Origin of the sequence: Chromobacterium sp. ASV23, from assembly GCF_016428945.1 — a bacterium.
Lineage (GTDB): Bacteria > Pseudomonadota > Gammaproteobacteria > Burkholderiales > Chromobacteriaceae > Chromobacterium > Chromobacterium sinusclupearum.
This window is the reverse complement of the sequence record NZ_JAELTR010000025.1, coordinates 42,897-60,198: the sequence shown is the minus strand read 5'-3', so window position 1 is coordinate 60,198 and position 17,302 is coordinate 42,897. Positions and strand designations below refer to the sequence as shown.

At 64.5% G+C, this 17,302-nt stretch carries 19 protein-coding genes; 1 reads left to right on the top strand and 18 read right to left on the bottom strand.

Annotated features, from left to right (window positions below):
- The 4 genes from glmM to rlmE all read right to left on the bottom strand — a co-directional run.
- Positions 1–945 (bottom strand): phosphoglucosamine mutase (glmM, locus tag JHD59_RS11990; protein WP_199154410.1); only part of this gene is annotated, 945 nt, incomplete at its 3' end.
- Between the two features lie 99 nt (positions 946–1,044).
- Positions 1,045–1,881 carry a dihydropteroate synthase gene (gene folP, locus JHD59_RS11985; RefSeq protein ID WP_199154409.1) on the bottom strand — a complete coding sequence of 279 codons (837 nt, stop codon included), beginning with the start codon at positions 1,879–1,881 and terminating at the stop codon, positions 1,045–1,047.
- Between the two features lie 96 nt (positions 1,882–1,977).
- On the bottom strand, positions 1,978–3,900 hold the full coding sequence (gene ftsH / locus JHD59_RS11980; protein WP_103316540.1) for an ATP-dependent zinc metalloprotease FtsH: 1,923 nt from the start codon (positions 3,898–3,900) through the stop codon (positions 1,978–1,980).
- A gap of 84 nt (positions 3,901–3,984) precedes the next feature.
- Positions 3,985–4,602: a 23S rRNA (uridine(2552)-2'-O)-methyltransferase RlmE gene (gene rlmE, locus JHD59_RS11975; RefSeq protein ID WP_103316537.1), complete on the bottom strand. Its 618-nt coding sequence runs from the start codon at positions 4,600–4,602 to the stop codon at positions 3,985–3,987.
- Between the two features lie 153 nt (positions 4,603–4,755).
- On the opposite strand from rlmE, the gene yhbY reads away from it, so the two are divergent.
- Positions 4,756–5,076, top strand: a complete 321-nt coding sequence (yhbY, locus tag JHD59_RS11970; protein WP_043621842.1) for a ribosome assembly RNA-binding protein YhbY — start codon at positions 4,756–4,758, stop codon at positions 5,074–5,076.
- A 91-nt stretch (positions 5,077–5,167) separates the two neighbouring features.
- Here yhbY and JHD59_RS11965 read toward each other — a convergent pair whose 3' ends face one another.
- The 14 genes from JHD59_RS11965 to JHD59_RS11900 form a co-directional block, all read right to left on the bottom strand.
- Positions 5,168–5,596 carry a DUF4149 domain-containing protein gene (locus tag JHD59_RS11965; protein ID WP_043621845.1) on the bottom strand — a complete coding sequence of 143 codons (429 nt, stop codon included), beginning with the start codon at positions 5,594–5,596 and terminating at the stop codon, positions 5,168–5,170.
- Positions 5,597–5,667: 71 nt separating this feature from the next.
- Positions 5,668–6,144, bottom strand: coding sequence for a transcription elongation factor GreA (gene greA, locus JHD59_RS11960; protein WP_043621847.1), 477 nt, complete (start codon positions 6,142–6,144; stop codon positions 5,668–5,670).
- A gap of 142 nt (positions 6,145–6,286) precedes the next feature.
- Entirely contained in the window at positions 6,287–9,496 is a 3,210-nt protein-coding gene (carB, locus tag JHD59_RS11955; protein ID WP_103316535.1) for a carbamoyl-phosphate synthase large subunit, read from the bottom strand.
- A 73-nt stretch (positions 9,497–9,569) separates the two neighbouring features.
- A complete protein-coding gene (gene leuE / locus JHD59_RS11950) occupies positions 9,570–10,220 on the bottom strand; it encodes a leucine efflux protein LeuE (protein ID WP_199154408.1) in 651 nt (216 codons plus the stop codon).
- Between the two features lie 15 nt (positions 10,221–10,235).
- A complete protein-coding gene (gene carA / locus JHD59_RS11945) occupies positions 10,236–11,363 on the bottom strand; it encodes a glutamine-hydrolyzing carbamoyl-phosphate synthase small subunit (RefSeq protein WP_103316531.1) in 1,128 nt (375 codons plus the stop codon).
- 203 nt (positions 11,364–11,566) lie between these two features.
- On the bottom strand, positions 11,567–12,316 hold the full coding sequence (locus JHD59_RS11940; RefSeq protein WP_199154407.1) for a type II secretion system protein N: 750 nt from the start codon (positions 12,314–12,316) through the stop codon (positions 11,567–11,569).
- A complete protein-coding gene (gspM, locus tag JHD59_RS11935) occupies positions 12,313–12,819 on the bottom strand; it encodes a type II secretion system protein GspM (RefSeq protein WP_199154406.1) in 507 nt (168 codons plus the stop codon). Before gspM ends, JHD59_RS11940 begins: the two co-directional genes overlap by 4 nt.
- A 2-nt stretch (positions 12,820–12,821) precedes the next feature.
- Entirely contained in the window at positions 12,822–14,012 is a 1,191-nt protein-coding gene (gene gspL, locus JHD59_RS11930) for a type II secretion system protein GspL (protein ID WP_199154405.1), read from the bottom strand.
- Positions 13,969–14,961: a type II secretion system minor pseudopilin GspK gene (gene gspK, locus JHD59_RS11925; RefSeq protein WP_199154404.1), complete on the bottom strand. Its 993-nt coding sequence runs from the start codon at positions 14,959–14,961 to the stop codon at positions 13,969–13,971. Before gspK ends, gspL begins: the two co-directional genes overlap by 44 nt.
- Positions 14,958–15,536 carry a type II secretion system protein GspJ gene (locus JHD59_RS11920; RefSeq protein ID WP_199154403.1) on the bottom strand — a complete coding sequence of 193 codons (579 nt, stop codon included), beginning with the start codon at positions 15,534–15,536 and terminating at the stop codon, positions 14,958–14,960. Before JHD59_RS11920 ends, gspK begins: the two co-directional genes overlap by 4 nt.
- On the bottom strand, positions 15,533–15,913 hold the full coding sequence (gspI, locus tag JHD59_RS11915) for a type II secretion system minor pseudopilin GspI (protein WP_043621872.1): 381 nt from the start codon (positions 15,911–15,913) through the stop codon (positions 15,533–15,535). The genes JHD59_RS11920 and gspI overlap by 4 nt, the downstream gene beginning before the upstream one ends.
- The gene (locus JHD59_RS11910; protein WP_199154402.1) at positions 15,910–16,386 is read right to left on the bottom strand and encodes a prepilin-type N-terminal cleavage/methylation domain-containing protein; all 477 of its coding nucleotides are present in this window, start codon (positions 16,384–16,386) and stop codon (positions 15,910–15,912) included. The genes gspI and JHD59_RS11910 overlap by 4 nt, the downstream gene beginning before the upstream one ends.
- A 15-nt stretch (positions 16,387–16,401) precedes the next feature.
- A complete protein-coding gene (gene gspG / locus JHD59_RS11905; RefSeq protein WP_103316516.1) occupies positions 16,402–16,845 on the bottom strand; it encodes a type II secretion system major pseudopilin GspG in 444 nt (147 codons plus the stop codon).
- Between the two features lie 98 nt (positions 16,846–16,943).
- Positions 16,944–17,276, bottom strand: coding sequence for a hypothetical protein (locus JHD59_RS11900; RefSeq protein ID WP_199154401.1), 333 nt, complete (start codon positions 17,274–17,276; stop codon positions 16,944–16,946).
- Positions 17,277–17,302 lie beyond the last annotated feature (26 nt).

Genomic DNA, 17,302 nt, shown 5'->3' with positions numbered 1-17,302 from the left:
TTCCAGCACATAGCGGTCGCCCACCTTGGCGCGGCCGAACGGCACGCCTTGCTTCTGCAGCGCCAGTTCCATCGCCATATTGGTCATCACCGTGCCGACGACGCCGCCCTTCAGCGCGCCGCAGGCCGCGCGGGCCTTGGCGATCACGTAGATCAGCTGGTCGCCGTCATAGACGCGGCCAGCCGCGTCCACCATGATCAGGCGGTCGCCATCGCCGTCCAGCGCGACGCCGAAGTCGGCCTGGTGCTCCAGAACCGCCATCTGCAGCGTCTTGGGATAAGTCGCGCCGACGCGCTCGTTGATGTTGTAGCCGTTGGGCTCGCAACCGATCTCCACCAACTCGGCGCCGAGCTCATGGAACACCTTGGGCGCGATGTGGTAGGTGGCGCCGTTCGCGCAATCGACTACCAGCTTCAGCCCTTTCAGGCTCATCTCGTTGGGGAAGGTGCTCTTGCAGAATTCGATGTAACGGTCGGCGGCGCCTTCAATGCGGCGGGCGCGGCCCAGCTCCAGTGAGGCGTTGGTGGCCATCGGCTGATCCAGCATCGCCTCGATTTCCAGCTCCAGCGCGTCGTCCAGCTTGTTGCCGCCCTCGGCGAAGAACTTGATGCCGTTATCGTGGAAAGGATTGTGCGACGCCGAAATCACCACGCCAGCCTCCAGCCGCAGCGCGCGGGTCAGGTAGGCAATGCCCGGCGTCGGCAGCGGGCCGGTCAGCAAGACATTCACGCCGGCGGCGGTGAAGCCGGCCTGCAAGGCGGCTTCGAGCATATAGCCGGAGATGCGGGTGTCTTTGCCGATCAGCACGGTGGGACGGCTGTCCTTGTCATGATCGACCAGCACGCGGCCGGCGGCATAACCGAGTTTCATCACGAATTCGGGATTGATCGGAAACTTGCCGACCTCGCCGCGCACGCCATCGGTGCCGAAATATTTGCGACTCATTACATTCATCTCTTTTCGGTTGAATACCGGACACAACGGTCTTGGGACCCATCAGTCCGGCATTTTGCCATTATCCCGGTAGGGAAAACCAGTTTCAAATCAAGATTCCTGCAGCGCCTGCCATAGCTGCAAGGCCTGGCGCGTCGCCTTGACGTCGTGCACGCGGATCACCGCCGCGCCGCGCCGCGCCGACTCCAACGCGGCCGCCACGCTGGCGCCCAGGCGTTCCGCCGGCGCGGCCTCGCCAGTGATCGCGCCCAGCATGGACTTGCGCGACAGCCCCACCAATTGCGGCACGCCGGCGATGCGTTCGATCTCGTCCAGCCGCCGGAGCAGGGCCAGATTGTGCGCCAGCGTCTTGCCGAAGCCAAAGCCCGGATCCACCAGCAAGCGCTCGCGCGCGACGCCGGCCTGCAGGCACAGCGCCACCCGGCGCTGCAGGTAATCGGCCACTTCGGCCACCACGTCCTGATACGCCGGCTTGTCCTGCATGGTGTCTGGATTGCCCTGCTTGTGCATCAGGCAAATGGCAGCCTGGCTTTGCGCCGCCACCTGCAGCGCGCCCTCGTCCTCCAGCGCCGACACATCATTGATCAGGTCCACCGCGCCCAGGGCCAGCGCCTCGCGCATCACATCGGCGCGACGGGTGTCCAGCGACAAGGGCGCGCCGAGATCGCGCAGTTTCTCCAGCACCGGCAGCACGCGCGACATTTCTTCTTGCGGGCTGACGAAAGGCGCGCCAGGACGCGTCGATTCGCCGCCGATGTCCAGAATATCCGCGCCTTCGGCCAGCATCGCCTCTGCGCGCCGCAAGGCGTCTTCCAGGCGGTTGAAATGGCCGCCGTCTGAGAACGAATCCGGCGTGACATTGAGTATGCCCATCACCAGCGGACGGGACAGATCGAGCGTGAAACGCCCGCACAACAAGGTTTTCATCTTATCTCGCGTTCTAGATACCTGACCAACCAGCAGGCAATAATGCAAAACCGGGCAAGCCCGTTAAGGCTTGCCCGGTTGGAGACGGTTGCAGGATCAGACTTCCTGAGCCGGATCGGACGTCGCCGACGAGGCCGCCGGTTCGGTTGGCTCAGCCGGCTTGGTTTCCGCCGGCTTGGCGGCGAAACCGGAACCCGGCTTGGGCGGACGCGGCGGCTTGCCGGCCATGATGTCGTTGATCTGCTCGGCGTCTATGGTTTCATACTCCAGCAACGCCGCGGTCATGGCCTCCACCTTGTCGCGGTTCTCTTCCAGCAGACGACGCGCCAGCGAGTATTGCTCGTCGATGATGCGGCGGATTTCCTGATCGACTTGCTGCAGCGTGGCTTCCGACAGGTTCTTGTGGGTGGTGATGGAGCGGCCGAGGAAGACCTCGCCCTCGTTCTCGCCGTACACCATCGGGCCCAGCTTGTCGCTCATGCCGTAGCGGGTGACCATGTCGCGGGCCATTTGCGTGGCGCGCTCGAAGTCGTTGGAAGCGCCGGTGGTCATCTGGTTCATGAACAGCTCTTCGGCGATGCGGCCGCCGAACAGAATGGCCAGACGGTCCATCAGGTAGCCGCGGTCATAGGCGAAGCGGTCCTGTTCCGGCAGCTGCATGGTCACGCCCAGCGCGCGGCCGCGCGGGATGATGGTGACCTTGTGCACCGGGTCGGACTTCGGCAGCAGCTTGGCGACGACGGCGTGGCCGGACTCGTGGTAAGCGGTATTGCGCTTCTCTTCCTCGGTCATCACCATGCTGCGGCGCTCGGCGCCCATCATGATCTTGTCCTTGGCGGACTCCAGATCTTCCATGTCCACCAGACGCTTGTTGCGGCGGGCGGCGAACAGGGCGGCCTCGTTGATCAGGTTGGCCAGGTCGGCGCCGGAGAAGCCCGGCGTGCCGCGGGCGATCACTTCGGCGTTGACGTCGGCGGCGATCGGCACCTTGCGCATGTGCACGTTCAGGATCTGTTCGCGGCCGCGGATGTCCGGCAGCGGCACCACCACCTGGCGGTCGAAGCGGCCCGGGCGTTGCAGCGCCGGGTCCAGCACGTCCGGACGGTTGGTAGCGGCGATCACGATCACCGTGGAGTTGGTGTCGAAGCCGTCCATTTCCACCAACAGCTGGTTCAGCGTCTGTTCGCGCTCATCGTTGCCGCCGCCAAGACCGGCGCCGCGCTGGCGGCCGACCGCGTCGATTTCGTCGATGAAGATGATGCACGGCGAGTTCTTCTTGGCCTGCTCGAACATGTCGCGCACGCGCGCCGCGCCGACGCCGACGAACATTTCGACGAAGTCGGAGCCGGAGATGCTGAAGAACGGCACCTTGGCTTCGCCGGCGATGGCCTTGGCCAGCAGGGTTTTACCCGTGCCGGGCGAGCCGGCCAGCAGGATGCCGCGCGGAATGCGGCCGCCCAGGCTCTGGTAGCGGGAAGGATCGCGCAGGTAATCGACGATTTCCTTCACTTCTTCCTTGGCTTCGTCGCAGCCGGCCACGTCCGCGAACATCACGGTGTTCGCGTCCTGGTCCAGCATGCGCGCCTTGCTCTTGCCGAAGGAGAACGCGCCGCCCTTGCCGCCGCCTTGCATCTGGCGCATGAAGAACACCCACACGCCGATCAACAGCAGCATCGGGAACCAGCTGATGAAGATGCTCATCAGCATGGACGGCTCCTCCTCCGGCTTGGCGGAGAAGCGCACATTGTTCTTGATCAGGTCGTCCACCAGTTGTGGATCGTACGGAGCGTAAGTGGAGAAGGCGGTGCCGTCGGTCAGCTTGCCTTTCAGCCACTGGCCGCGCAGCGGATGACCCTCTATGGTCAGGGACTGCACCTTGCCGGACTCGACATCGCTGACAAACTGCGAGTATTCGAGCTGGTTCTGGGTGTCCTGGCGCTTGCTGAACTGATTGAACACCGTCATCAGCACCAAGCCGATGATCACCCAGATGGCGATGTTTTTGCCGATATTGTTCACGAGTAGCGGACTCCTCTGTGCCCTGACTTTATTGGTTGCTTGTACGTTAAATGGCTACGATTGTACGCTCCGCGCCCATTCGTGTCAGCGGCGATGCTTGCCCAGCAGATAGATTTCGCTGGAACGATCGCGCGACGCCTTGGGTTTGCGGGTGACCACCTCGCCGAACAGCTCGCGCATGGCTTTGAGGTAATCCTGAAAATCGCTGCCCTGGAACACTTTGACGAGAAAGTGGCCGCCGGGTTTCAAATGATCGCGCGCAAAATCCAGCGCCAGCTCGCACAGGAGGAAACTACGGGCCTGATCGATGGCGCTCATGCCTGACATATTGGGTGCCATGTCGGAAATTACAAGATCCAGCGCGCGGCCGCCCAATAATTGCTCGAACTCGCGCAAAACCGCTTCTTCGCGGAAGTCGCCCTGGATGAAATCGACACCGGGCACCGGGTCCATCGGCAGGATATCGAGCGCGAACACCTTGCCCTTGTCGCCGACAATGCGCGCCGCCACCTGCGACCAGCTGCCCGGCGTGGAGCCCAGATCCGCCAGCACGGTGCCGGGGCGGATCAGTTTGTCCTTGTCGTTGATCTCCAAGAGCTTGTAGGCGGCGCGGGCGCGATAGCCATCTTTCTGCGCCATTTGCACATATTGGTCGTTGACGTGTTCCTGCAGCCAGCTGTTGCTGCTCTTGCTTCTTGCCATCTCGGCGCTTTCTGTGGTCTCAATGCTCAGGATAGCCGATGGACCCGCGGCGCACGACGCTATCCTGTTGTTTTTCGGTTAATTCAGGCCCAAATTTGGGGCGGAGGGGCAAATTCTAGTAGAATCGCGTTTTGCTTTGAATTCCGTATTTCCATGAAAATTGAAATCAAGCCGTTTCAGCGCAAGTACCTGCAAGGTCTGGCGCACGGCATCGACCCGGTGGTAATGATCGGCAACAACGGCCTGACCGAGTCCGTAGTGCGCGAAATCGCCATCAATCTGGATGCCCACGAACTGATCAAGGTTCGCGTGCTCGGCGACGATCGCGAAGCCCGCGTCGCCATGTTCGAGCAGATCTGCGACGAGCTGGGCTGCGCCCCGGTTCAGCATATCGGCAAGCTGTTGGTGCTGTGGCGCCCCAGCGACAAGCAGCGCATCCCGCTGCCGAAAAACAAGCAGGCGATGAAGGACTGAGTCCGTTTGCCGGTAAACAAAAAGCGGTGGCCCAGCCACCGCTTTTTTGTTGCCTGCGCGGCACAGCGCCGGCCATCCGGGCATACGGCGCTTACTCGCTGCGCCAGATAAAAGCCAGGCCGAGCAGGCTCTGCACCAGGTAGATCAGGCTGGAAATGGCATGCCAGGTGGCGAAGCCGCCGCCGAACAGGCCCTCGGCCGCATGGTTCATCTGTTGCTTCAGCGTAACAATGATCGGCGCCACGCCAAACTGGTTGATCAGCGTGCACGCCAGCATGCCGACGATGAGCCAGAACGCGCCCTGCTTCAAGCCGGACACGCCGTTGCGCCATACCAGGTCCACCATCAGGAACACGCCGCACACCAGCCCAACCCAGGCGATGACGGCGAACAGACGCCCGGCCACCATGCCGGCGGTCACCGCGTCCAGCGTTTTGAACAGCACCGGCGCCACGATCAGGCCGATTACCCACAAACCGCCAATCCAGAAAGTTTTGGCGAAAGCACGCAAGCCGTCCATTTTCCCCCCAGCAACAGAAAGCCGCTCATGAAAAACGCGCGATCAGGCGTCGCGCGCGGTTCGGATTCAGGTCAGATGTACTTGACGTCGAGCACTTCGTACTCGCGGATGCCGCCCGGGGCCACGACTTCGGCCACGTCGCCGGCTTCCTTGCCGATCAGGGCGCGCGAGATCGGCGAGTTCACCGATACCTTGCTGACCTTGATGTCGGCTTCGTCGTCGCCGACGATCTGGTAGGTCACGTTCTCTTCGGTTTCCAGATCCATCAGTTCGACGGTGGCGCCGAACACCACGCGGCCATCGGCGTCCAGCTCGGCCGGATTGATGATCACGGCGTTGGACAGCTTGGCTTCCAGCTCGGCGATGCGGCCTTCAACAAAGGCCTGACGTTCTTTGGCCGCGTCGTATTCGGCGTTTTCCGACAGGTCGCCATGAGAACGGGCCTCGGCGATCGCCTCGATCACCGCCGGACGCTCCACGCTCTTCAGGCGTTGCAGTTCTTCCTTCAGAAGCTCGGCGCCGCGTACAGTCAACGGGACTTTGGTCATTACAGTATTCTCCACAGGCGGTTGTCCGCCTTTATCAAAAGCACAAGCCGCCGTACAGGACGGCGGCTTGCACAAGCGGGTTTGAGCGGAATTGTAACGGCAAATCGCCTCCGCATCAAAGCCTACCGATGGACTGCTACCCTCAACCCGCGATCTGCGCGTGCAATTGCTGCACGCTGTACACATCGAAGGCCTCGGCATGCTTCATGCCCACGCACACCGCCTTGGCGGCGGACAGCGTGGTGTACTGCGGCACGCGCGCCTGCAGGGCGGAGCGGCGGATCGAATGGCTGTCCTGGATCGCGGTGCGCTTCTCGTCCACCGTGTTGATCACCAGATCGATTTCGCCGTTCTTGATCATGTCCACGATGTGCGGGCGGCCTTCGTTCACCTTGTTGACCACCTGCACGATCAGGCCGGCCTCGGTCAGGTGCTTGGCGGTGCCGCGGGTGCAGCAGATGCCGAAGCCCAGACGCTGCAGCTCGCGCGCCACATCCACCGCGCCGTTCTTGTCGCCGTCGCGCACCGACAGGAACACCTTGCCGGTCTTGGGCAAGCGGTCGCCGGCGCCCAGCTGCGCCTTGACGTAGGCTTCGGCGAAGGTTTTGCCGACGCCCATCACCTCGCCGGTAGACTTCATTTCCGGCCCCAGGATGGTATCGACGCCCGGGAACTTGATGAAGGGGAACACGGCTTCCTTCACCGCGTAGAACGGCGGGATCACCTCCTTGGTGAAGCCCTGCTCGGTCAGGCTGATGCCGGCCATGGCGCGGGCGGCGATCTTGGCCAGCGGCGCCGAGGTCACCTTGGAGACGAAAGGCACGGTGCGCGAGGCGCGCGGGTTCACTTCCAGCACGTAGATGGTGTCGCCCTGGATGGCGAACTGCACGTTCATCAGGCCCACCACGTTCAGCGCGCGCGCCATGGCCTCGGTCTGGCGGCGGATCTCGTCCTGCAGCGCCGGGAACAGGCTGTACGGCGGCAGCGAGCAGGCCGAGTCGCCGGAGTGGACGCCGGCTTGCTCCACGTGCTGCATGATGCCGCCGATCACCACGTTCTGGCCGTCGGACACGCAATCCACGTCCACTTCGATGGCGTCGTTGAGGAAGCGGTCCAGCAACACCGGGCTGTCATTCGACACCTTCACCGCTTCGCGCATATAGCGCTCCAGATCGGCCGGCTCGTGCACGATTTCCATGGCGCGGCCGCCCAGCACATAGGACGGGCGTACCACCAGCGGATAGCCGATTTCCTCGGCCAGCTTCATCGCCTCGGCCGGCGCGCGGGCGGTGCGGTTCGGCGGCTGCTTCAGGCCCAGCTCGTTCAGCAGTTTCTGGAAGCGCTCGCGGTCTTCGGCGGCGTCGATCATGTCCGGCGAGGTGCCGATGATGGGCACGCCGTTGGCCTCCAGCGCGCGCGCCAGCTTCAGCGGGGTCTGGCCGCCGTACTGGACGATGACGCCGAACGGCTTCTCGATGCGGCAGATTTCCAGCACGTCTTCCAGCGTCAGCGGCTCGAAATACAGGCGGTCCGAGGTGTCGTAGTCAGTGGACACGGTTTCCGGGTTGCAGTTGACCATGATGGTCTCGAAGCCCGACTCGCGCAGGCTGAGCGCGGCGTGCACGCAGCAGTAGTCGAACTCGATGCCCTGGCCGATGCGGTTCGGCCCGCCGCCCAGCACCATCACCTTCTTGCGGTCCGACGGCTTGGATTCGCACTCTTCCTCATAGGTGGAGTACATGTAAGCGGTATTGGTGGCGAACTCGGCGGCGCAGGTGTCGACGCGCTTGTATACCGGGTGCAGGCCCAGCGCCCAGCGCTTGGCGCGCACGGCAGCCTGGTCGGTTCCCAAGAGTTCGCCCAGGCGGCGGTCGGAGAAACCCTTGCGCTTCAGGCGGCGCAGCTCGGCGTAGTCCATGTCCTCGACCTTGCGGCCGGACAGCGCCTGCTCCTCGCCGACGATGTCTTCGATCTGCGCCAGGAACCACGGGTCGATCTTGCTGACGGCGTGGATGTCGTCGCGGCTCATGCCGATGCGGAAGGCGTCGGCCACGTACAGGATGCGTTCCGGTCCCGGCGCGCCCAGCTCGTGGCGGATGGCGGCTTCGTCGGTGGTGACCGAGTCGAAGCCGGACAGGCCGGTCTCCAGGCCGCGCAGGGCTTTTTGCATCGATTCCTGCAGCGTGCGGCCCATGGCCATCACCTCGCCCACCGACTTCATCTGCGTGGTCAGGCGGTCGTCGGCCTGCGGGAATTTTTCAAAGGCGAAACGCGGAATCTTGGTGACCACGTAGTCGATGGACGGCTCGAACGAAGCCGGGGTGGCGCCGCCGGTGATGTCGTTCTTCAGTTCGTCCAGCGTGAAGCCGACGGCCAGCTTGGCGGCGATCTTGGCGATCGGGAAGCCGGTGGCCTTGGACGCCAGCGCGGATGAACGCGACACACGCGGGTTCATCTCGATGACGATCATCTCGCCGGTGGCCGGATTGGTGGCGAACTGCACATTGGAGCCGCCGGTATCCACGCCAATCTCGCGCAGCACCGCCAGCGAGGCGTTGCGCATGATCTGGTATTCCTTGTCGGTCAGCGTCTGCGCCGGGGCCACGGTGATGGAGTCGCCGGTGTGCACGCCCATCGGGTCGAAGTTTTCGATGGAGCAGATGATGATGCAGTTGTCGTTCTTGTCGCGAACGACCTCCATCTCATACTCTTTCCAGCCCAGCACCGACTGCTCGATCAGCAGCTCGTGGGTGGGAGACGCCTCGAAGCCGCGCTCGCAAATGGCGACGAACTCTTCCTTGTTGTAGGCGATGCCGCCGCCGGAGCCGCCCATGGTGAAGGACGGACGGATCAGCGTGGGGAAGCCCACCTTGGCCTGCGCCTCCAGCGACTCTTCCATGGTGTGGCAGACGAAGGACAGCGGGCAGGACAGGCCGATCTTGGCCATGGCTTCCTTGAAGCGGCCGCGGTCCTCGGCCTTGTCGATGGCGTCTTCGGTGGCGCCGATCAGCTCCACTTTATATTTTTCGAGGACGCCGTGCTTGGCCAGGTCCAGCGCGCAGTTCAGCGCGGTCTGGCCGCCCATGGTCGGCAGAATGGCGTCCGGACGCTCCTTGGCGATGATCTTTTCCACCACCGGCCAGCTGATGGGCTCGATGTAGGTGACGTCGGCCATGTCCGGGTCGGTCATGATGGTGGCCGGGTTGGAGTTCACCAAGATGACCTTGTAACCCTCCTCGCGCAGCGCCTTGCAGGCCTGGGCGCCGGAGTAGTCGAACTCGCAGGCCTGGCCGATGACGATCGGGCCGGCGCCAATGATCAGAATGCTTTTGATGTCGGTACGCTTTGGCATGGCTTCTACTCTTTGATGACTTGTATTTTCCGGCCGCGCCGCACACGGCGACGCGGCATGTTCACTATTGACCTTACAGGCTGGCCGCCGCCAGCTTGGCGCCGAATCCGACGAAGATGGCTCCCACCGAGCCACCGAGCGCCGCCGTCAGCTTGCGGCGGCGGCGGAAGGCCGCGGCCAGCTTGTCGCCCAGCAGGATCAGCATGGACAGATTGGCGATGCTGCAGCACTGCACGATGGCGCCCAGCGCGGCGAAGGTCAGAGCCGGGTGCGGATAGGCCGGATCGACGAACTGCACGAAGAACGATACGAAGAACAGGATGGCCTTCGGGTTCATCAGGCTGATCAGCAGCGCCTTGCGGTAAGGGTGGCCGCCGGACAACGGCGACGCGGCCGAGGCGGACTCTTCGCCGCGACGCGCGCGGCGCCAGGCCAGCAGGCCGGACTTCAGCATATTGATGCCCAGCCAGGCCAGATAGCCGCCGCCTATGTACTTGACCACCGCGAACAGCGCCGGATTGGCCTGCAGCAGACCGGCCGCGCCGGTGGCCGCCAGCGTCATCAGGATGAAGTCGCCGCTGACCACGCCGCCCGCCGCGGCGAAACCGGCGCGCTTGCCGCGCTGCGCCGCCACCGACAGCACATACATGGCGTTCGGCCCCGGCAACAGGATGACGATCAGCGTGCCGATCAGGTAGGTGGTAAGGTCGGTAATGCCCAACATGATTCGACTCCGCCCTTACTGCCGCGCGGCCATCGCGTCGATGAAACGGTCGAACAGATAAGCCACGTCCTCCGGTCCCGGGCTGGCTTCCGGGTGGCCCTGGAAGGAAAAAGCCGGGCGGTCGGTCAGCGCGATGCCCTGCACCGTGCCGTCGAACAGCGAACGGTGGGTGACGCGGACATTGGCCGGCAGGCTGGTTTCGTCCACCTGGAAGCCATGGTTCTGGCTGGTGATCATCACGCGGCCGCTGTCCAGGTCCTGCACCGGATGGTTGGCGCCGTGGTGGCCGAACTTCATCTTGGAGGTGTTGGCGCCGGTGGCCAGGCCCAAGAGCTGGTGGCCGAGGCAAATGCCGAACACCGGCAGCTTGGTTTCCAGAATCTCGCGGATGGCGGAAATGGCGTAGTCGCACGGTTCCGGGTCGCCGGGGCCGTTGGACAGGAACACGCCGTGCGGATTCATCGCCAGCACATCGGCCGCCGGCGTTTGCGCCGGCACGATGGTCAGCTGGCAGCCGCGTTCGGCCAGCATACGCAGGATGTTGTGCTTGACGCCGAAGTCATAGGCCACCACGTGGTAGCGGGTGGACGACTGCACCTGGTAGCCCGCGCCCAGCTTCCATTCCTTCTCGGTCCAGGCATAGGGCTTCTGGCAGCTGACCACCTTGGCCAAGTCCTGGCCGGCCATGGAGCCGAAGCCGCGCGCCAGCTCCAGGGCTTTGGCCTCGTCGATGTCGCCGGCCATGATGCAGCCGGCCTGGGCGCCCTTCTCGCGCAGGATGCGGGTCAGCTTGCGGGTGTCGATGTCGGCGATGGCGACGACATTGTGCTTTTTCAGGTAATCGGACAGCGAATCTTCGGCGCGGAAGTTGCTGTGCAGCAGCGGCAGATCGCGGATGATGAGCCCGGATGCAAAAACGGCGCGGGATTCGGTATCTTCCGAATTCGCGCCGACATTGCCAATGTGGGGATAAGTGAGAGTGACGATCTGCCTGGTATAGGAGGGATCCGTCAGGATCTCCTGGTAACCGGTGATGGCGGTATTGAATACCACCTCACCCACCGTATGGCCGGTGGCACCGATAGCACTACCTTTGAAAAGCGTGCCGTCAGCCAAGACAAGGATTGCGGGGAGGTTTGACACTGGCTGGCTCCTGTTGCTTTGCCTGGGCGCTTACACAAAAACCGGCTGCGCCGGTTTCTGGTTTCACACCCTGGGATTTTCAAAATTCTTATGTGAATAACGGGACTCGGCGCCTGCGCCTGTCCCGTTTGGTTAAACCTTTCTATAGTACCGCACATTTTTCGACTGCACAATACCATCCAGCCTGTTTTGCTGAAAAATCCTTACATGCCGGTCTTGGATTGCCAACTGACGCTGGTCGGCCCCGACGGCTGCCCCAGCATCAGCATCAAGGGCTTCAGCGCGTCGTACTTGTCCGGCGGGCTATCCGCCGTGCCGGCCATATTGAAAGCGCCGTTGGCCGGCCAGCTGCCCTGGCCATTCAGCATCAGCGGGCCCTCCAGCGTGGACAGGTTCAGACTCAGCCCTTGCGGCGTGCCGGACAGGTCCAGCTGATAGCTGCCGAACGGCAGCGCCGTCGTCAGCGGGGTGGACGCGCCGCGCCATAGCACTTGCGCGGTGCCGCTGATAGTCTTGCCCTGGCGCGCCAGCTGCGGGATGTTCAATTGCAGCTCGCCGCCCAGCCGCGCCGCCTGCCAGGTCTTGGACAGATTGGCCAGCGCCGCCACCGGCAAGGAGACGGCCAACCCTCTCACCTCCTGCTTGCCGAATCCCAGCTGCACCAGCCCCGGCTGGCCGGCGCTGTCCACATGCCACACCAGCAGGCCGGATAGCAGCGCGCGCGGCTGCCATTGCCAGGCCAGCGGGCTCGTCGTCTGCACTTCGCCTGACGGTCCCAGATACACCAGCTGCGCGCTGCCGTTCCACAGCGTGCCCTTGGCCTCGTTGACATCCCAGTGCCGATCGCTGAGCCTGGCCACCGGCCACGACAGCCAGCTGGCCGGCAATGCCGACAGCGCGCCCGCCAGGAACAGCAGCGCCAGGGCCAAGCCCTTCCCTATCTTGCGCCTCATGCTTCTGCCCCCGTATGCGCCAGCAGCGCCTTGATCTTCACCTGCCCCGGCACCGGCTGCGCCTCCACCTTGACGTTCAGCACGCGCACCTGCTGCTGCGCCGACAATACGCCGGCGAAGCGCACCCAATCGTCAAACCCCATCACGCCTTCCATGCTGACGCCGGAATCGCCTTCGGGATTGAACTGGATGCCGCCCGGCAAGCCCTGGCTCTTGGCCGTTTGCTGCAGCAGCGGTATCAGCTCCTTGGCCGGCAGCGGAGCCTGCGCCGGCTGGCGCTTCAATTTGGCCGCTTCGTCCGCCAGCGCCTGCACCATGCCCTGCTCCGCCTGCAAGCGCGCCACCGCCGCGCGGTTGCGCTGCAGCGAGGCATTGGCCGGCTCCCATACTCCCAGGTACAGAAAAGCCGCGCCCAGCACCGCCGCCATGGCCGCCAGCAGCCGTTGCTCGCGCACGGTGCGCTGCTGCCAGTAATCGAGAAACTGTTGCTTGTACGCTTTCATCGTCACGGCTCCCGCGCCACCACCAGTTGCTTGCTGCCGGGCTGGCTGCTCGTCGCGTCCAGCATGATCTGCCGCGCCGCCAGCAGCTTGCGCCAGCGCGCCAGGCTTTCCGCCGGCACCTCCGCGACCTGCAGCCTCAGGCGGCCGGCCTCATATTCCATTTGGCGCACCTGCAGATCGCGCCCGGCCACCGCCGCCAGCGCGCCCATCAGTTCCACCATATCGTCGCGCGCCGGCAAGCCATGGCTCAGCCTGAGCTTGTCCACCGCGCGCAGCATGGGCAAGGCGCTGCTGCCCGGCAAGGCTTGGCCGCCTATCCACGGCGTGGCGGCGCTCCTGATCTGCTGCGACAGGCTGTACTTCTGCCAGGCATACCAGGCGGACTGGCTCAACGTCAGCGCCAGCTGCGCCGCGAGCAGGCCGCCCAGCAGCCAGCCCGCCCGTTTCAGCGACGGTGCCCAGTCGCGCCAACGCCGGTTGGCGGCCAATTCGCCTTGGGCGAAGTCGAAGTGGCCATGGCGGCGGCCGCTGCGCCAATCGTAAGCCTCGCCGCGCGCGGTTTCGCCCTGCCATCCCGGCAGGCGCGACAACAGCTCGTCCGCGCTGTCGACGCCGCTCAGCTGCAAGCGCGCCGGCACGGCTGCGGTCAGCAGCGAACTGAACAGCGCCTGTTCCAGCGCCGCGCCGCCGCGCGGCAAGCTGGCGGCGAAAGGCGAAGCGGCGCGCACCAGCCAGCGGTCGGCCAGCCGAGTCACGCTCCAACCGCCAGCCGGCGGCGGCGCCAGCAGGCATTCCTCCGGCACGATGCGGTCGCACAGCCGGCCCAGGCTTTTCAACATGGCCACGGCGCGGCGCACCGCTGCCGCTTCAGTCACCGCCACCGCGCGCCGGCCGTCGGCCGCCGCGTCGCCCAGCGCGTACAGATTGGCCGCCGGGTCATTGCCCAGGCCCTCTTCCAGCGCGAAGCCGATCACCGCCGGCGTCGGCTGCTTCACCGCATCCGGCAGTTTCACCTCGCTGAACAGCGTGCGGCCGGCAGGCAGCACCAGTTCGCAATGGTCGGCCTTGGGCCATCCTCCGGGCGCGCTGTCGCCCTGCGCGGCCAGCTCGCCGCGCGCGCCCAGCAAGGCCCACGGCAGGCCCGGCTCGCTATCGGGCCAGCCGGCCCGCAGATAGAGTCGCAGCGTCGTCATTGATTTCTCCACCAGACCGCGCCGCCAGGGCGCGGTCGTCATTGCCATCCTGTCGCCACACCAGCCGGACGACATTGAGGTTGCTGTAAATCATCGCCCGCATCCGCAGCTTGGCTTTGCCATAGCTGGAGCGGCTGTCGAGCAGAAAATAATTGGAGGCGGCGCCTATCATGTTGCTAAAGTTGCTCTTGACCATATTGCCCGGCGGCCGAGCCAGAAAATCGGCCTTGTCGCGGTAGTAAACGGTCTGCCGCTGCTTCATCATCACCATCAGATTGCCGTCGCCTATGCCCGGCATCAGCGTCTTCAGCACCTTGTCGGTGGCGGTATTGACGTTGATCGTCGTCGCCGTCGGCGGCAAGGCGGCGATGTGCGGCAACAGCTTGTCCATCACCTCTGGCGTATAGCCCGGCAGCCAGCGCAGCATCTCCACCCGCGCCAGCGGATGGCTGGGCCGCGGCGCCGAGTTTTGATCGGTCTGGGCCATCGGATCCTCGCTGTCCGACATGCCGCGCAGCTTGCGCAGCAAGGGCTCGGACAAGGTGCTGGGCAAACCCAGCGTCTTCAGCAGGTCGCGGTAGAACATCAGCTGATCCTTATCCACCTGCCCACCGTCATTGACCAGCGAGTTGATGTTGAAGCGCCCCTGCAAATCGGTCAGCGCGCCGCTGACCTTCACGCCCTGCGCCTCGGTCTGCGGCAGGGGCTGTGCCCAAAGCTGGGACAACGCCACCACGCCGTTGCCGCTGACATTGTTGAAGCGCAGGATTTCCATCGCCCAGCCCAGGCCCGCCTCTGCCACCAGCCGCAGCTGGGCGCGGCTCTTGTCGTTTTCCAGCTGATGCCACCACAAGCCCTGCTGCCACAGCACCAGGCTGGCCGCCGTGGTGGCCAACGCCACGATCAGCAGCGCCATGATCACCGCCATGCCGGACTGCCGCCGTCTCATGGCAACACCCATAATCTATGCACTTGGCGCGCGCCCGGCATCGCGATGCGCATTTCCAGCCCGCGCGCGGACAGGCCCTGGCCGCCGCTGGGCCAGGCATCCTGCCAGCTGCCATCGTTCAGCAGCACCCGCCAGCTCACCTTCATCTCCGCGCCCAATAGCGGATAGACCGCCGGCTGCCCGCCGCCGGCATCGCCGGCCGACCACGACAGTCCGCCCGCCCCGGCATGGTAGATCACCCGCTCCTTTCCGCTGGCGTAGCGGGAAGACACCGACTCCAACGCCAGCGTCTGGCCATTGCCATCCTGCTGCAAGGTCAGCGTGCTGGCGCCCAGCGCCTGGCCTTGCATGGGATCGGCCTGGCTGGCCTGCGGCTGCAGGCCCGTCAGGTCGCTCTCCAGCCGGCGGAAGGCCCGCGCGGCATCCACCCACTGCTGGCCGGTCTGCATCAGCCGCTCGCGGGCGATCAGCAAGGAGCCGAAGGCCTTGTATCCCATCACCGACAGGATGGCCAACAGGCTCATCGCCACCAGGATTTCCAGCAGCGTCATGCCGCCCTGCTTGCGCGCGCTCAACCGCCGCCTCCCGGCTGCTGCCTGAGATAGCCGGTGATCTCGGCCAGCACATAGCGGCCGGCACCCGGCGCCAGAATGCGCACCACCACCTTGCGGAAATTCGGATTCGGCGTGGTGGTCACCTCTCGCTCCCAGCGCCACTCCACGCCATCCGACTTGCTTTCGCCGGCTTGCTGGCCCGGCTCGGGAAACTGGCGCAGCGCCTGCATGGCGGCGATCTGGTTCTGCGCCTCCCAGTTGGCCTGCATCCGCCGCTCCATGCCTTCGGCGTTGTCGGCCGCCAGGCCGGTGGCGCGCAGCAACGCGCCGAGCGCCACCGCGATGATGGCCAAGGCAACCAGCACTTCGAACAAGGTGAAACCGGCCTGCCGCTTCATGAGCCGTCCGTCACGGTCACCCGTCCCAGTGGAGATTGCAACACCGTCAGCTTGCGGCCCGCGCCGTCCAGTTGCAGCGCCAGGGCCACGGCGCGGCCGTTCTGCCACAACAGCAGCGGCCTGTCGGCCGGCCACGGCTGGCCATCCAGCAACAGGCCGCCGCCGGCGATGCCGTCCGGCCACGCGTGCGGGGCCAGCAGCTCATCGCCGACGGGGCTCCAATTGCCGTCATCGTCCTGCCGGCTGAACACATAACCTTTGCCATTCCAGCTCAACGCCAGCATGTCGCCCATCTCGGCGGCGTCGCCGGCCTGCTCCAGCACGCGCGCGAAGCGATAGCCCTCGTCGCTCAACAGACGATGGGTGTCCGGCCTCAGGCTCAAGGTCACGGTGGTAGCGAGGACGCCGATGATCAGCATCACCACCATCACCTCGATCAGCGTGAAGCCGCGCGCGCGCGCCGCCAGGCTCAAGTCCAGCCCTCCGGCTTACTTGCCGCTGTCCCAGTTGCCGATGTCGGCGTCGTTGCCTTCGCCGCCCGGCTGGCCATCGGCGCCGAAGCTCCAGATGTCGATTTCGCCGTGCGTGCCCGGATTGGCGTACTGGTAGGGATTGCCCCAAGGATCCTTGGGCAGGCGTTCCAGATAGCCGCCCGGCTTCCAGTTCTTCGGTTCCGGCGCGGCGGCCGGCTTCTGCACCAGCGCCTGCAGGCCCTGGTCGGTGGTCGGATAGCGGCCGTTGTCCAGGCGGTACAGCTTCAGCGCCTGGCTGATGGCGCCGATGTCCTGCTTGGCGGCGACGATGCGCGCCTCATCTGGCCGGCTCATCACCTTGGGCACCACCAGCGCGGCTAGCACGCCGAGGATGACGATCACCACCATGATTTCGATCAGGGTGAAGCCGCGCTGGGCGGCGTGTTTCAACTGTTTCATTGCATCTCCATCATTTGATCCGGAAGAACACGCTCTTCTCGGTAACGTCTCATTACCCATTCGTGCCTAATGTAAAACTATGCTTTTCAAACTTGCATTCACAATGCCTTGTTCTTGTCAATTTCCCTCAGCAGCAGCACCTGCAGCGCATCAAGCCGTCTCCGCAAATTCATGCATTCACGCACGCAGAGCAAAGCCAGGAAAAATCCAGCGTAAGAGGCGACCGCCAGCAATGCCATCCACATGGAAGCAGTGGCTTCAAAAAGCACCGCCCCCATGCCAACCGCCATCATCAAACCCAAGATTACCTGCAACAAGGACACAGGGCTGGGTCGGCGTACAGTGAGCACCTCTCGGGCAGTTACGTCCTCAGCTACGCCATTCAGCAACTTCTGATACTGCAGATTCAAAATTGGATCCTGATCCAACATTTTTGCCCCCCGTTCCCAAATGCTCC

What these genes read in the sequence shown, in the direction of transcription:
- folP (WP_199154409.1), bottom strand. Translation starts at nt 1,881, where the DNA reads ATGAAAACCTTGTTGTGCGGGCGTTTCACGCTCGATCTGTCCCGTCCG.
- rlmE (WP_103316537.1), bottom strand. Translation starts at nt 4,602, where the DNA reads ATGGCAAGAAGCAAGAGCAGCAACAGCTGGCTGCAGGAACACGTCAAC.
- yhbY (WP_043621842.1), top strand. Translation starts at nt 4,756, where the DNA reads ATGAAAATTGAAATCAAGCCGTTTCAGCGCAAGTACCTGCAAGGTCTG.
- JHD59_RS11965 (WP_043621845.1), bottom strand. Translation starts at nt 5,596, where the DNA reads ATGGACGGCTTGCGTGCTTTCGCCAAAACTTTCTGGATTGGCGGTTTG.
- greA (WP_043621847.1), bottom strand. Translation starts at nt 6,144, where the DNA reads ATGACCAAAGTCCCGTTGACTGTACGCGGCGCCGAGCTTCTGAAGGAA.
- carB (WP_103316535.1), bottom strand. Translation starts at nt 9,496, where the DNA reads ATGCCAAAGCGTACCGACATCAAAAGCATTCTGATCATTGGCGCCGGC.
- leuE (WP_199154408.1), bottom strand. Translation starts at nt 10,220, where the DNA reads ATGTTGGGCATTACCGACCTTACCACCTACCTGATCGGCACGCTGATC.
- JHD59_RS11940 (WP_199154407.1), bottom strand. Translation starts at nt 12,316, where the DNA reads ATGAGGCGCAAGATAGGGAAGGGCTTGGCCCTGGCGCTGCTGTTCCTG.
- gspM (WP_199154406.1), bottom strand. Translation starts at nt 12,819, where the DNA reads ATGAAAGCGTACAAGCAACAGTTTCTCGATTACTGGCAGCAGCGCACC.
- gspL (WP_199154405.1), bottom strand. Translation starts at nt 14,012, where the DNA reads ATGACGACGCTGCGACTCTATCTGCGGGCCGGCTGGCCCGATAGCGAG.
- gspK (WP_199154404.1), bottom strand. Translation starts at nt 14,961, where the DNA reads ATGAGACGGCGGCAGTCCGGCATGGCGGTGATCATGGCGCTGCTGATC.
- gspI (WP_043621872.1), bottom strand. Translation starts at nt 15,913, where the DNA reads ATGAAGCGGCAGGCCGGTTTCACCTTGTTCGAAGTGCTGGTTGCCTTG.
- gspG (WP_103316516.1), bottom strand. Translation starts at nt 16,845, where the DNA reads ATGAAACAGTTGAAACACGCCGCCCAGCGCGGCTTCACCCTGATCGAA.
- JHD59_RS11900 (WP_199154401.1), bottom strand. Translation starts at nt 17,276, where the DNA reads ATGTTGGATCAGGATCCAATTTTGAATCTGCAGTATCAGAAGTTGCTG.